This window comes from Cellulomonas bogoriensis 69B4 = DSM 16987 (assembly GCF_000767165.1).
Classification (GTDB): domain Bacteria; phylum Actinomycetota; class Actinomycetes; order Actinomycetales; family Cellulomonadaceae; genus Actinotalea; species Actinotalea bogoriensis.
In genome coordinates, this window is sequence record NZ_AXCZ01000016.1 from 15,296 (window position 1) to 29,016 (window position 13,721).

The following is a 13,721-nucleotide window of genomic DNA, read 5'->3' on the forward strand; positions in this document are numbered from 1 at the left end:
GCCGCCACCTCCACGCTAAGGAGGTCCCCGACGCTCCGCTCGTCGATCTTCGTGCAGGTCAGGCGACGTTTTCCGGCGGTTGTGCCGGTCTGCTCCGGTCCGTCAGGTCCCGCCCCGCAGCGCAGCGATCGGCTCGACCCCCGCAGCCTTGAGCGCGGGGTAGGTGCCGGCCGCGAGGCCGATCACCCCGCCCATTCCGGCGGCGCCGAGAGCCACCCAGGTGTCCAGGATGGGTGTCCATTCCCGGGCGACGGACACCACGAGGACGACGGCCACCCCGAGCGCCGAGCCGATGAGGCCCCCGAGCAGTCCGATCACCGTCGACTCCACCAGGAACTGGCGTCCGATGTCCCGCTTCGAGGCACCCAGAGCGCGACGCAGGCCGATCTCGCCGGTGCGTTCACGGACCGACAGCAGCGTGACGTTGGCGATCCCGAGCCCGCCCACGAGCAGCGCCACCGCTCCCAGAGCCAGGAAGATCGCGTTCACGTCGGCCTGGACGTTCTGGCGGACCGCTGACGGGGGAGAGGGCGCCTGGGCGTTGATGGTCTCCGGGCTGTTCGGTGCCAGGGCCACGGGCACCTGCTCGCCGACGACGGGCCCGGCGCCGACCGCGATGTGGGCGTGGGCCTGCTCCAGCGTGCCGAGCCCGAAGTCCGCCCGGGCCGTCCCCACCGGCAGGATCACCGCGTCCAGCAGGTCCGCACGCCGCACCACCCCGTCCACGACACCGACCACCGTGTACGGACGGTCGCCGATGAACACCGACGGCTGCCGGTCCACACGGCTGACCCCGAGTCGTTGCGCGGCGCGCGCCCCGAGCACCACGATCCGGTCGCCACGGTCGTCGTGGCCCGCGTCGAAGTACCTGCCGGTCACCACGTGTCCCTGCAGCGCGGTCAGCAGACCCGGGGTCGCGGCCATGACCAGGGGAGAGGCCGGAACCGGTGCCGAGGGGTCCGACACGGGGACCGCCGTCACCACCGCGTCGTCCACGTCCACCGAGGACAGCGCCCCGGCGGCCTCGATCCCCGCCAGGCGCATCAGGCGGTCCTCGACGTCCCACGGGATGCGCCCGGTGGCGCGCTCGCCGCCCTGACTGCGGGCGGTGGCCGGCTCCACCATGACCTGGCGCGCGGCGACGGCGTCGAACTGGCGGGCGATCTGCCCGGCGGCCGTCTGGGCCAGCCCCATCGTCACCACGAGCGACCCGATGCCGAGCACGGTGCCCACGATCGTCAGCAGCAGGCGGGCGGGGCGGGCGCCGATCCCGTGGGCGGCCTCGGCCACCAGGTCCCGGGTCGAGAACCGGTCCCGCACCGGTGGGGGCTGGACCTGGGGGGCGGGGCGTCGCGGCAGCCGGTCACGGATCACCCGCGGCAGGCCGGGCCGCACCCGGGGCCCGCGTCCGGTCAGGGTCCTCACACCAGCTCCGTCAGGGTGCCGTCCGCGATCCGCACGCGCCGCTGGGCCCGTGCCGACACCGCGGCGTCGTGGGTGATGACGACCAGGGTCAGGCCGTCGGCGTGGAGCTCGTCGAACAGGTCCAGCACGCCTGCGGAGTTCTCCGAGTCGAGGTTGCCGGTGGGTTCGTCGGCCAGCAGCACCTGGGGTGACGTGACGACCGCGCGGGCCACCGCGACCCGCTGGCGCTCCCCACCGGACAGCACCGGCGGCATGAAGTCCAGGCGGTGCGACATGTGGACGCGGTCCAGGGCGGCCAGGGCGCGCGGGCGACGTTCGGCCCGGGGCACCCCGCTGTACAAGGTCGCCAGGAGCACGTTGTCCAGCACCGAGCGCTGAGGCAGCAGGTGGAACGACTGGAACACGAACCCGATCCGTCCGCCCCGCAGCCGCGCCCGGTCGTCCTCGGACGCGGCACCGGTCTCGACCCCGTCCAGGACGTACTCCCCGCCGGTCGGGCGGTCCAGCAGGCCCAGCAGGTGCAGCAAGGTGGACTTGCCGGAGCCGGACGGGCCGACGATCGAGACGTACTCGCCCCGGCCGACCCGCAGGTCCACGTCGCTCAGCGCGGTGACCGGCGGCGGCCCGGGGAACGTGCGGGTGACCCCGCGCAGGTCCAGGACGGGGACGTCGTCCGCGACCGCCGGACCCGGACCTGTGGGCGCCGGGCCGGGGGCCACCGGCCCGAAGAGCTCGCCGAGGCTCAACCCTCGTCCTCCGCAGGCTCCTCGGCGTCGGTCCCGGTGTCGGCGTCGGTGTCCTCGACCTGGGGGGCCTGCTCGTCGGACGGCTCGTCCGGGTCCCCGGGGTCCTGCGCCTCCCGGTCCCCGACGTCGAGGAGGTCGTGCCCCTGACCGACCACGACCCGGTCGCCGGCACTCAGGGTGCCGTCCACCGGTTCCACCGCCACGAAGCCACCGGCGGCCAGTCCCGGTTCGACGGTCACGAGGACCGTCTCGCCGTCCCGCAGCACCTCGACGCGGGCCTCGCCGCCCGGTCCGGCCGTCAGGGCCGCGATCGGGACCGCGAGGACGTCGCCCCCGGTGGAACTGACGGGGATGCGCACGCGGACGTTCGCGCCCTGGAGCTCCTCACGCTGGTCGCGGGTGAGGTCTGTCGGCTCGACCACCACGCGGACACGACCGCTGCCGGTGCTCTCGCCCTCCTGCGCGGCCGAGCCGGCGGCCTCCTCGCCGACCGAGGCCAGCTCGGCCTCGACCTCCTCACCGCCGGGAAGCGTGACCCAGGCGGTGGACCCGGTCTCCAGCAGGTCGGCATCCACCCGGGTGACGGTGCCGGCGATCTGGAGGGTCGCTCCCGAGACGCTCATCACCGACGACCCGCTGATCGGCACCCCACGACGGACCTCCACGGAGTCCACGCGCCGGGGCGTCTGGTCGAGGAACACGACCTCCCCCGCAGGCAGCGGTGTGAGCACAGCGGTCTGGGCCTTCACCAGCTCCCGCCGGGCCTCCTCCAGCACCCGTCCCGCGGAGTCCACGGCAGACCGGGCCAAGGAGGCGTCCGGTGGGGTCTGGCCCTCGTCCCGGGCGGCCTCGGCGACGTTCAGCGCGCCCTGGGCCTCGATGACCGCGCCGCGGTCGCACGGCCTCTCCTCGGTGGGTCGCTCGCACGCCCGACGGGCCTCGGCGAGCCGGTGCTTGGCGCCGTCGACCTCGGCCTGCAGCCGCAGCCGCTCCGACCGGGGCGTCCCGGTGCTCGACGCCTCCCGCTGTGCCGCTGCGAGGGACTCCTCGGCGTCCCGCACCCCGGACTGAGCCGCTTCGAGTGCGGCCTGGGCCTCCTCCCCGGCGGTGGGCGCCGGGTACCCGACCTCCTCGTACAGGGCCCGGACCCCGCTGGCGGTCTGGGCGTCGTAGACGTCGCTCTCCGGGTCGCCGGACGCGATGTCGAGGGCGCGCAGCGCCTTCTTGAGCTGGACCACGTCCGGCCCGGACATCCCGGCGCGCAACGTCCGGTACACGGGCAGGTCACCTTCGAGGAGGACCACCGGGCGCCCGGTCACCTCCAGCACCACCTCGCCGGCGTCGACGGTGTCGCCCACCTCCGGGACCTGCCCGGTCACCACCGCGGGACCACCGAGGTCCGCGACCTCGACGGTCACGTCGACGGGGTCCTCGTAGACCGCGTCGCCGCGCAGGACCACCTCGTTCTCCAGGGTCCGCTCCTCCACCGGGACGGTGATCGGCCCTGCGGGAGGGGGCTCGGTGCGGGCAGCGGCCTCGGCCGGTGACTCGATCATCTGCCCGAGCCCCAGACCGATGCCCAGGCTCAGGACCGCGGTACCGCCGATGACCCAGATGGTGCGGGTGGAACCCGCTGGTGGGAGCCGGCGCACCGTTACTCCGAGGTGGTGCGGGCTGCGCGCATCGACTCGATCCACGCCTCGATCTCGGGGCCGTGCCGGTCGACCACGTCCTGCTGGAGCTCGAAGTTCACCTCGCGGAACGTCGCGTCGTAGTCGACCTCCTCACGGCACGTGTAGTCGGCCACGGCCGTCTCGATCTCCCTTGGGGTCAGGGCGGCGAGCTCGGCCTTGACGGCGGCGTCGTGCGCCTCCCAGTCGAACTCCTCCATCTCGGTCTCGGACATCGCGTCGTAGTCGATGCTGTCGTAGGCCGCGTTGACCTGCTCGTAGAACTGCTCCTCGGCCTCGCCGGTGGCCGTCAGGCCGGGGTGTCCGGCGTCAGCCATGCACGAGGCCCACTCCGCCTCCACCGCGGTCACGCGGGGGTCGGCCTGCATCGTCTCCCACATGGTCATGATCTCGGCCTGCAGGGTCTCGTACTCCTCGCCGTCGGCGCCGCCCTCGTAGACCTGGTGCTGGGCCCAGCCCTGGCACCCGCCCTGGGTCCAGTCCCACTCGACGTCCTGGCCGTCCTCGAACTCGCTCTCGTCGATCCCGGGTCCGTGCAGCGCCTCGTAGTAGGCGTCCCGCTCCGTGTCGGACATCGCCTCGACGTACTCCTGGTTCGGGTCGGACCACCCGTCCATCTCCTGGATGCGGTCCTCGTCCTCGTGGCCCCAGGGGTCGGTGGTGATGCCGTACCCGTACTGCTCGGCGAACTCCAGGGTGCCCCACTCCACATCGAGGTCGTCGCTGGAGTAGGAGATCGTCGAGCCGCTGTGGTCCACCGGGGAGTAGTCGAAGCCCTCCTCGGCCATGCACCGGGCGGTGAGCTCCTCGACCTGGCGGTTCATCGCGTCGCCGTCCTCCTGCGACCAGTCGCCGTACAGGTCCTCGAACATCACGTCCAGCGGACCGAGCTCCTCGGCGGGGTCGTCGGCGTCGGGCGAGCAGGCGGCCAGGGCCAGGACGAGGGAACCGGCGGCGATCGCGGTGAGGGAACGGAAGGCGGACGGGTGCATCGGAGAGGGCCCCCTGAGGTGCGGGTCGGTGGTCGACTCGACCGTAGTGGCCCAGCCCGCGACCAGGGGTCATACCAGAGGATGACATCCGGCGCCCGCTGAGAACCGTTACCTCTCCGAGACCTGCGTCCCGGCTCGGGTCACCTGGTCACCTGGTCACCGGGGACAGACCCAGCGAACGTCCGGCCAGGCCGCGGGACCTGCGCGCCAGCCCACGGGCCACCTCGGTGAGGACGGCCGCGGCGGGGGAGTCCGGCGCGGTGAGGACCACCGGTGTGCCACCGTCACCGGCCTCACGCAGCGTCACGTCCAGCGGCACCTGGCCCAGCACCGGGACGTCGGTGCCGGTGGCCTTGCCGAGGCTCGAGGCGACCTGCGCCCCTCCGCCGTTGCCGAAGACCTCCAGCCTGGTCCCGTCGGGCTGCTCCAGCCAGGACATGTTCTCCACGACCCCGACCAGCTGCTGCCTGGTCTGCAGGGCGATCGACCCGGCGCGCTCGGCGACCTCCGCGGCGGCGACCTGCGGGGTGGTGACCACGAGGATCTCGCTGCTGGGCAGGAGCTGGGCCACGGAGATCGCGATGTCACCGGTCCCGGGTGGCAGATCGAGCAGCAGGACGTCCAGGTCACCCCAGAACACGTCCGCGAGGAACTGCTGCAGCGCCCGGTGCAGCATGGGTCCACGCCACACCACGGCCTGGCCGGCGGGCACGAACATGCCGATCGAGATGACCTTCACCCCGTGCGCGACCGGGGGCAGGATCATGTCGTCGACCTTGGTCGGCGACTGGGTGACCCCCAGCATCCGGGGGATCGAGAACCCGTACACGTCGGCGTCGACCACGCCGACCTTCAGCCCGTCCGCAGCCATCGCGACCGCGAGGTTCGCGGTGACCGAGGACTTGCCCACACCGCCCTTGCCCGAGGCGATCGCGTAGACCCGGGTCAGGGACTCCGGCTGGGCGAAGGGGATCACCGGCTCCGCCGATCCCCCCCGCAGCATGGTGCGCAGCTCCTCGCGCTGCTCGGCGCTCATGGCCCCCAGCTCGACCTCCACCGACGCGACACCCTCCAGGGCCCCGACGGTGGCCGTGACGTCCTTGGTGATGGTGTCCTTCATCGGGCAGCCGGACGTGGTCAGGTCGATGCCCACGACCACGGTCACGGGTCCCTCGGGTGCCGGGCCCGGGCGGACCTCGACGGAACGGACCATCTTCAGCTCGGTGATCGGTCGCCGGATCTCGGGGTCGATCACCCCTGCGAGCGCAGCGGTCACGGACTCCACGGTGGGGGCAGACATGGGGCCATCGTAGGTGCGGGTGAGACGCAGGCCTCACACCGACCGTGCCCCGGACGATTGGACCGGTGGACCGGTGCTGCTCCGCGCGCCCGGATCTCTCTGGATCGAGAGGTGATGTGCCCGTGCTCCCGCCCGCGCTGCTGGTGGCCCTCTACGGCACGACGATCGTCGTGGCCGTGACGGTCGCGGTCGGGGTGCTGCGGCGGGGACGTGGCCGGACGGTCGCCGCGCGGTCGATCTCGGTGGCGCTGGTCGCCGCGTCGGTGTGGTCGCTGGGGGCCCTGGTCGCGGCGTTGACGGACGGCCCGGTGATGGAGGTCGCGCTGTCGGCTGTGGTGATGCCGTCGGTCGCGGTCGTCGTCGCGGCGTTCTGGACCGGTCTCGCTGCGGTCGCCGGTGACGACCGCCCCCCCGGGTCGCGTGCCCGACGGCTGCTGGTGGTCCACCCCCTGGTCATGCTCGCCCTGGGGGTCACCAACCCGTGGCACCACCTGGTGATCCTCCCCTCGGACGACGGGTACGCCGACGGTGAGATCTACGGGCCGCTGTTCTGGGTGCACGCCCTGTACTCCTACGGCGTGATGACCCTGGCGGCCGTGCGGGCGCACCGGGTCCGTCGTGACCTCCCGCTGATGCAGGGCGCGCGGGTGACGGTGATGCTCGCGGTCAGCACGCTGCCCGCGGTCGGGGCCCTCGTTCAGATCACCCTCATGCCGGCCGGTTCCCCGGACCTCGCGCCGCTGCTGTTCACCGTCGTCGGCCTGGTCGACGCGCACCTCGTCGTCCGCAGGAACGCGCTGCGGGTCGTGCCGATCGCCCGCGCGCAGGTCCTGGACGCCCTGGGCGACGCCGTGCTGGTGATGGACCGGCACGGGGCCGTCGCCGACGCGAACCGGGCGGCGCTGACCCTGCTCGACGCCGGGTCGCGTCCCCGCGACGTCCTCGGCCGGCCGGCCGACGTGGCCCTGGCCGTGCTGCGCGGCGGACCCGGCCCGCTGCTCGCACCGGGACTCCGGGTGGTGCGGCTGGGTCGGGGGGAGGTCGTCCTGGACGTGCGCACCCGGCACGTGGTGGGCCGCCTGGGTCGAGTGCTCGGGGAAGTCGTGGTGCTGCGCGACGTCAGCGACGACGTGCGTCGGGAGCGGGCCCTCGCGCAGGCGAACCAGGACCTGCGTGACCACGTCGCCACCATCGAGCGGCTCCAGGCCGAGCTCGCCGAGCAGGCGGTCCGGGACTCGGTGACCGGCCTGCACAACCGTCGGCACCTGGACCTCGTGCTGACCTCCCGCGCGGCCGCCGCCGCAGAGGGCGGGCCCCAGGTGGCGGTGGCGATCGTGGACGCCGACCACTTCAAGACCGTCAACGACGTGCACGGGCACGCCGTCGGCGACCGGGTCCTGGAGACCCTGGCGCGGTCGCTCGCCGGTGCCGTCGCTCCGGGCGACGCCCTGGTGAGGTACGGCGGCGAGGAGTTCGTGGTGGTGATGTCCGGGGTGAGTCCCCAGGAGGCCGTCGCGCGGGCCGAGGAGCTGCGGCTGCGGTGCGGGTCGGCGCTCACACCGGCGCGTGACCTGGAGATCGGCGTGACCGTCAGCGTCGGTGTCGCCGCCTCCCCCGACACCGTCCCCGACCCGCAGGCGCTCCTGGAGGCCGCCGACCGGGCCCTGTACGAGGCCAAGGACGGGGGGCGCGACCAGGTCCGGTACGCCCGCGGTGCGATCGTGGCAGGGGAGTCCGCAGGTCACGGCGTCGCGAGCGGGCCGGGTGCTGCCGCCCCTGCGTCCGGGCGTGCGGGTCCCTAGGCTCTGGTCATGGTCGACCACCCCGCCCCGCTGGTGCACGAGTCCTACCTGGCGCACATCCGGGAGGACTCCGAGCGGTTCATCGAGGCGCTCGCACGCACACCTGGTGCCACGCCCGTGCCCTCGTGCCCGGGGTGGACGGCGGACGACCTCACCTGGCACCTGGCCGAGGTCCAGCACTTCTGGGCGCGGGTGGTGGCCGGCGACGCGCCGGACGAGGTCCGCCCGCCGGACCGGTCGGCCGGGCTCGAGCCCGCCGAGGCCCTGGCCCGTGCCGGCACCGAGCTGCTGACGGTCCTGCACGAGAAGGACCCGCAGGCACCCTGCTGGTCGTGGTTCCCCGGGGGTGGGACGGTGGCGTGGGTGGCCCGGCGCCAGGCCCACGAGGCGCTCGTGCACCGGGCCGACGCCCAGCTCACCGCCGGTCTCGAGGTCGCCCCGCCGGCGGTGGAGCTCGCCGTGGACGGTGTGGACGAGGCGCTGAGGGTCATCGGTGCCGGTGCCGGTGCCGGTGCCGGCACCGGGGCCCCGTTCGTCGCGGACGGCACCACCGTGCGTCTGGTGTGCAGCAACGCCCCCCAGGAGTGGACCGTGGCGCTGGGCACGGCGGGCGAGGGCCCGGACGCCCCGGCGACGTTGGCCGTCCTCGCCGAGGACGACGGGGGACCGGACACGGCGACCGTCACGGGACCGGCGTGGGAGCTGGACCTGTGGCTGTGGGGGCGGGCCACGGGTGAGCAACCCACGGCCGGGCACCCCACGGCCGGCCACCTCACGACGGTCGGCGACACCGCTGCCGCCGACCGGGTCCGCGCGGTCGTGGCCCGGGCAGGCGCCTGACCCCGCGCGGGCCCCTGGGCCCGCGCGTACCCTCGGGTCATGGCCATGTCCCGTTCCGCCCGCACCCCCCGGGTCCCCACCCCGCCGCGCGGCGAGCAGATCGCCGCCTACGCCACCTACCTCGAGGCCCAGAAGGCCGTCGACCACCTGTCGGACAAGGAGTTCGCGGTCCAGCACGTCACGATCGTGGGCACCGACCTGCGCATGGTCGAGCGGGTCACCGGCCGGCTCACCTACTCCAGGGTGGCCCTGGCCGGGTTGGCGACGGGCGCCTGGTTCGGGTTGTTCGTCGGTCTGCTCCTGTCGTTGTTCGCCGCCGACGGTGGCGCCGTCCTGCCGATCTTCCCCGCGGTCGGGATCGGTGCGGCCTTCGGGATCCTGTTCTCGGTGATCTCGTACTCCCTGACCGGCGGCAAGCGGGACTTCACGTCCTCGAGCCAGATCGTGGCCAGCACCTACGCGGTCCTGTGCGAGCCCGAGCACGCCCACCAGGCCCGGGCGCTGCTCACCGAGCCCGACGCGCCCGGGCTCGGACGCGTCCCCGACTGACCGGGACCCTCGTTCACCCCAGGAGGCCGGCCATCCAGGCCTCGACGTCCTCGGGGCGGCGGGGCAGTGCCGCCGAGAGGTTCTCGTTGCCGTCGGCGGTCACGAGCACGTCGTCCTCGATGCGCACACCCATGCCTCGGTACTCCTGGGGAACGGCGAGGTCGTCGGCCTTGAAGTACAGCCCGGGCTCGATCGTGAAGACCATGCCCGGTTCCAGGACGGCGTCCAGGTACATCTCACGGCGGGCCTGTGCGCAGTCGTGGACGTCCAGCCCCAAGTGGTGGCTCGTCCCGTGGACCATCCACCGCCGGTGGAACTGGCCCTCGGGCGCCAGGGACTCCTCTGCCGAGCACGGCAGGAGCCCCCACTCCTCCAGACGGGAGGCGATCACGTCCATGGCGGCGGCGTGCACGTCGCGGAACCGCGCGCCCGGCCGGGCCACCTCGAACGCGGCGTCGGCGGCGTCCAGCACGGCGGTGTACACCCGGCGCTGGACGTCGGTGAACCGGCCGTCGACGGGCAGGGTGCGGGTCACGTCCGCGGTGTACAGGGTGTCGACCTCGACCCCGGCGTCCACCAGGACCAGGGTCCCGGGCTCCACGCGTCCGTCGTTGCGGATCCAGTGCAGCGTCGTGGCGTGGTCACCGGCCGCGGCGATGGTCTCGTAGCCCACCGCGTTGCCCTCCTCGCGGGCGTGGCCGTCGAACGTCGCCTCGATGACCCGCTCGCCACGGGGGTGCGCGGCCGCCCGCGGCAGGTTCGTGACGATCTTGGCGAATCCCGCCACCGTCGCGTCCACGGCCTGCCGCAGCTGCTCGACCTCGAAGGAGTCCTTCACCAGCCGCAGCTCGGACAACGCCTCGGCGAGCTCGGCGTCGGCCCGCGCGTGGGCCTCGGCGTCGGTGCCCCGGGTCGGGCCGGACCGCAGACGGTCCACCAGCGCGGCGACGGCCGGGTCCGCGCCCGGGACCACGCGCAGCGGGACACCACCGTCACCGACGTCCTTGGCGAGCGCGTCCGCAAGCTCGTCCAGGGGTGCGGTCGTGATCCCGGTGACCACCTGCAGGTCCGCCAGGGACGGGCGGGCGCCGACCCAGAACTCCCCGTAGCGGGAGTCGGCGAAGAACTCCTCGGTGTCCCGCCCCGCCAGCGGGCGGAAGTACAGGACCGCGTCGTGTCCGTCGGCCACGGGGTGGAGCACGAGGACCGCGTCCGGCTCCTGGTCGGTGCCCAGGCCCGTCAGGTGCGCGAATGCCGAGTGGGGCCGGAACCGGTAGTCCGTGTCGTTGGACCGGGTGACCAGGGGGCCGGCGGGCACGACGAGCCGCTCGCCGGGGAAGAGCCGGGACAGGCGCCCACGCCGCACCGCGGTGTGCGCCACGGCGGGTCCCCGGACCGGGGCCGGCATCCCGCCCTCGGCCCAGCCGTCCGCGATGAACTCCCGGAACGCGTTCGACGTCGGCCGCTGTGACCGGTTGGAGCCGCGCTCGGTCAGCGCCTGCTGCTCGGAGGTCTCGTCACCCATGGCACCATCGTCGCACCCGCGGGCCGGGACCCGCACGGGCCGCGCACTACCCTTGTGCGGTGCGCATCGACCTCCACACCCACTCCGAGGTCTCCGACGGCACCGACACGCCGTCGGCGCTGGTCAGCGCCGCCGTGGCGGCCGGCCTCGACGTCGTGGCGCTCACCGACCACGACACCACCGCCGGATGGGACGAGGCTGCTGACGCCGCCCGCCGGCACGGCATCGCCCTGGTGCCCGGCGCCGAGATCTCCTGCCGCGCGGCCGGCACCAGCGTCCACCTGCTCAGCTACCTCCACGACCCCCACGACGCGGGCCTGCTCGCCGAGGCCGAGCGCACCCGCGCCGCCCGGGCCGACCGCGCCCGGCACATCGTGGCCCGCATCGCCGTCGACCTCGACCTCACCTGGGAGGACGTCGAGGCCCAGATGGTCCCGGGCACCACGGTCGGCCGCCCGCACATCGCCGACGCGCTGGTCGCCCGTGGTCACGTCCCCGACCGCGCCGCCGCGTTCGCGTCCGTCCTCAGCACCGGGTCGCCCTACTACGTCCCGCACCACGCGCCCGACGCCGACGTCGCGGTGCGCCTGGTGCTCGAGGCCGGGGGTGTTCCCGTCCTGGCCCACCCCTCGGCCCGGGCACGGGGGCACGTCGTCCCCGACCCGGTGATCACCCACCTCACCGAGGTCGGGCTCGTCGGGCTCGAGGTCCACCACCGGGACCACACCCCGGCCGACCGGGACCGGCTCACCGCCCTCGCCGCCAGGCACGGGCTCCTGGTCACCGGCTCGAGCGACTACCACGGCACCGGCAAGCCGAACCGCCTCGGTGAGAACCTCACCGCACCGCACGTCCTGGAGCAGATCGAGGACCTGGGCTCAGGACGGGTGGTGCGCCCGTGAACGACGTCATCGAGCTGCGGATGCTCGCCGAGGTCGTCATCACCCTCTTCGTGATCATGGACCCGCCCGGGACGGTCCCCATCTTCCTCGGGCTCACCGGGGCCATGACCGGCAAGCAGCGCAACCGTGCCGCGCGGCAGGCGATCCTCGTGGCCTTCGGGGTGATCGTCGGGTTCGCCCTGTTCGGCCAGCAGCTGCTCGCCTACATGCACATCTCGCTGCCCGCGCTCCAGGCCTCCGGCGGCCTCCTGCTCCTGCTGGTCGCGATGGAGCTGCTGACCGGCAAGATGGAGGAGCCCGAACCGTCCGGCACCAAGGGCGTGAACGTGGCCATGGTCCCCCTGGGCACGCCGTTGCTGGCCGGGCCCGGGGCGATCGTCGCGACCATGGTCTTCGTCCAGCGCGCCGACACCGTCCCGGAGTGGGTCGCGATCGGTGTCGGCGTCCTGGTGGTGCACCTGTGCCTGTGGCTGTCCATGCGCTTCGCGAACGTCATCCACCGTGTGCTCAAGGACAGCGGCACCATCCTCGTGAGCCGGATCGCGGGCCTGCTGCTCGCCGCGATCGCGGTCCAGCTGATGGCCGACGCGATCCGGGCGTTCGTCACCGGCGGCTGACCCACCCCGGGGTAGGGGTCCTGGTGCCGGACGTCAGGGTCGAACCAGGGGCATCCCTGATGGGACCCTGCCGTCCGGGCCTCTAGCGTTCCGGACGTGACCACGACCACCGCCCCGGCCCTGCCTCCAGTACCGACCGGGCCTGCGCCACGGTCCCTCGCGCCGGACGTGGCCCGTGGTCTGCTGCTGCTCTTCATCGCCGTCGCCAACGTGTGGGTGTACCTCGAGGGGCCCACCGGGATCGGGCACCGCCCTGAGGGCGGCGGACCCGACCGGGTCACCGACGGGATCGTGGCACTCCTCGCCGACGACCGGTCCCGGCCCATGTTCGCGATCCTCTTCGGCTACGGGATCGCGACGATGGTGCGCCGTCTCACCGAGAAGGGGCTGGACGACCGCACCACACGGCGCATCATGCGCCGGCGTCACCTCTGGCTGATCGCCCTGGGCCTGGTCCACTCGGCGCTGCTCTTCGGTGGCGACATCCTGGCCCCGTACGGGGTCACCGGACTCCTCGCCATGCTGCTCGTGCACCGCAGCCGTCGGACCCTGCTGATGTGGGGCTCGATCTCGGTGGGACTGATGCTCCTCGCGTTGACGGCGTTGCACGTGCTCGCCGCGGAGCAGGAGGTGCCTGAGGTCGACGGCTACCTGGGTGCGATGGTGATGAACCTCATCTCCTCGGGGACCTCCGTGGTCGCCAGCGCCGTGCTGCTGCTGTTCCTGTCGCAGGTGGTCGCAGGGGTCCTCCTGGCCAGGGTCGGGTGGCTCGACCGGCCCTGGGACCACCGCTCCGTCCTCGCACGCGTCTTCTGGTGGTCCATGGCCGTCAACCTCGTCCTGAACCTGCCCTGGGCACTGGCCGTGGCGAGGGTGTGGACACCGGACGGCGCGACGCTCGTCGTGGTCACGGTCCTGCACCTGGCATCGGGTCTGGTCGCGGCCTTCGGCTACGTGTGCGGGTTCGCGTGGTGGGCGTCCCACGTGCAGGGGCGTCGCCGGCACCCGGCCACCACGGCCGCCACGGCAGCACTGGTCGCGGTCGGGCGACGGTCGTTGACCTGCTACCTGCTGCAGTCGGTGGTCCTCGCGCCGCTGCTCAGCCCCTGGGGCCTGGGCCTGGGTGCGCAGATGGGAACCGCCACGGCCACGGTGCTGGCCGTCGGCGTGTGGGCGTCGACGGTCGCGGTGGCGGTCGCGCTGGAGCGAGCCGGGCGACGGGGGCCGTTCGAGGTGCTTCTGCGGCGCGGCACCTACGGCAGGGGCGGCACGCTGGTGCGTGCCGCCCCGTGACCGGACCCCCGGCGCGTCGTCAGTCCCGCTGAGGGGTGG

At 73.6% G+C, this 13,721-nt stretch carries 12 protein-coding genes; 6 read left to right on the plus strand and 6 right to left on the minus strand.

Annotation, left to right across the window (positions count from 1 at the left end; genetic code table 11):
• Nucleotides 1–102 precede the first annotated feature (102 nt).
• The 5 genes from N869_RS03115 to N869_RS03135 form a co-directional block, all read right to left on the minus strand.
• A complete protein-coding gene (locus N869_RS03115; RefSeq protein ID WP_052104911.1) occupies nucleotides 103–1,359 on the minus strand; it encodes an ABC transporter permease in 1,257 nt (418 codons plus the stop codon).
• Nucleotides 1,360–1,421: 62 nt separating this feature from the next.
• Entirely contained in the window at nucleotides 1,422–2,084 is a 663-nt protein-coding gene (locus N869_RS03120) for an ABC transporter ATP-binding protein (protein WP_035057744.1), read from the minus strand.
• An 83-nt stretch (nucleotides 2,085–2,167) separates the two neighbouring features.
• Nucleotides 2,168–3,823, minus strand: coding sequence for an efflux RND transporter periplasmic adaptor subunit (locus tag N869_RS03125; RefSeq protein ID WP_198025939.1), 1,656 nt, complete (start codon nucleotides 3,821–3,823; stop codon nucleotides 2,168–2,170).
• A 2-nt stretch (nucleotides 3,824–3,825) separates the two neighbouring features.
• The gene (locus N869_RS03130) at nucleotides 3,826–4,854 is read right to left on the minus strand and encodes a hypothetical protein (RefSeq protein ID WP_035057691.1); all 1,029 of its coding nucleotides are present in this window, start codon (nucleotides 4,852–4,854) and stop codon (nucleotides 3,826–3,828) included.
• A 148-nt stretch (nucleotides 4,855–5,002) separates the two neighbouring features.
• Nucleotides 5,003–6,154, minus strand: a complete 1,152-nt coding sequence (locus N869_RS03135; protein ID WP_035057693.1) for an Mrp/NBP35 family ATP-binding protein — start codon at nucleotides 6,152–6,154, stop codon at nucleotides 5,003–5,005.
• Between the two features lie 116 nt (nucleotides 6,155–6,270).
• Between N869_RS03135 and N869_RS03140 the strand changes: the two genes are divergently transcribed.
• From N869_RS03140 to N869_RS03150, 3 genes are read left to right on the plus strand one after another with little or no spacing between them, the layout of a single operon-like run.
• Nucleotides 6,271–7,956: a diguanylate cyclase gene (locus N869_RS03140; RefSeq protein WP_035057695.1), complete on the plus strand. Its 1,686-nt coding sequence runs from the start codon at nucleotides 6,271–6,273 to the stop codon at nucleotides 7,954–7,956.
• 9 nt (nucleotides 7,957–7,965) lie between these two features.
• The gene (locus N869_RS16370; RefSeq protein WP_052104908.1) at nucleotides 7,966–8,796 is read left to right on the plus strand and encodes a maleylpyruvate isomerase N-terminal domain-containing protein; all 831 of its coding nucleotides are present in this window, start codon (nucleotides 7,966–7,968) and stop codon (nucleotides 8,794–8,796) included.
• Between the two features lie 39 nt (nucleotides 8,797–8,835).
• The gene (locus N869_RS03150) at nucleotides 8,836–9,345 is read left to right on the plus strand and encodes a general stress protein (RefSeq protein ID WP_156968315.1); all 510 of its coding nucleotides are present in this window, start codon (nucleotides 8,836–8,838) and stop codon (nucleotides 9,343–9,345) included.
• A 13-nt stretch (nucleotides 9,346–9,358) separates the two neighbouring features.
• On the opposite strand, the gene N869_RS03155 is transcribed toward N869_RS03150, so the two are convergent.
• Entirely contained in the window at nucleotides 9,359–10,870 is a 1,512-nt protein-coding gene (locus N869_RS03155) for an aminopeptidase P family protein (RefSeq protein WP_035057698.1), read from the minus strand.
• Nucleotides 10,871–10,929: 59 nt separating this feature from the next.
• On the opposite strand from N869_RS03155, the gene N869_RS03160 reads away from it, so the two are divergent.
• The 3 genes from N869_RS03160 (at nucleotide 10,930) to N869_RS03170 (ending at nucleotide 13,682) form a co-directional block, all read left to right on the plus strand.
• Nucleotides 10,930–11,772, plus strand: coding sequence for a PHP domain-containing protein (locus tag N869_RS03160; protein WP_035057701.1), 843 nt, complete (start codon nucleotides 10,930–10,932; stop codon nucleotides 11,770–11,772).
• Between the two features lie 20 nt (nucleotides 11,773–11,792).
• Nucleotides 11,793–12,389 carry a MarC family protein gene (locus tag N869_RS03165; protein WP_408606339.1) on the plus strand — a complete coding sequence of 199 codons (597 nt, stop codon included), beginning with the start codon at nucleotides 11,793–11,795 and terminating at the stop codon, nucleotides 12,387–12,389.
• Nucleotides 12,390–12,485: 96 nt separating this feature from the next.
• On the plus strand, nucleotides 12,486–13,682 hold the full coding sequence (locus tag N869_RS03170) for a DUF418 domain-containing protein (protein ID WP_156968316.1): 1,197 nt from the start codon (nucleotides 12,486–12,488) through the stop codon (nucleotides 13,680–13,682).
• The last annotated feature ends 39 nt before the right edge of the window (nucleotides 13,683–13,721 follow it).

Bases quoted from the DNA above. Each gene is read 5' to 3' on its own strand.
- N869_RS03130 (WP_035057691.1), bottom strand. From the start codon at position 4,854: ATGCACCCGTCCGCCTTCCGTTCCCTCACCGCGATCGCCGCCGGTTCC.
- N869_RS03135 (WP_035057693.1), bottom strand. From the start codon at position 6,154: ATGTCTGCCCCCACCGTGGAGTCCGTGACCGCTGCGCTCGCAGGGGTG.
- N869_RS16370 (WP_052104908.1), top strand. From the start codon at position 7,966: ATGGTCGACCACCCCGCCCCGCTGGTGCACGAGTCCTACCTGGCGCAC.
- N869_RS03150 (WP_156968315.1), top strand. From the start codon at position 8,836: ATGGCCATGTCCCGTTCCGCCCGCACCCCCCGGGTCCCCACCCCGCCG.
- N869_RS03155 (WP_035057698.1), bottom strand. From the start codon at position 10,870: ATGGGTGACGAGACCTCCGAGCAGCAGGCGCTGACCGAGCGCGGCTCC.
- N869_RS03165 (WP_408606339.1), top strand. From the start codon at position 11,793: ATGCTCGCCGAGGTCGTCATCACCCTCTTCGTGATCATGGACCCGCCC.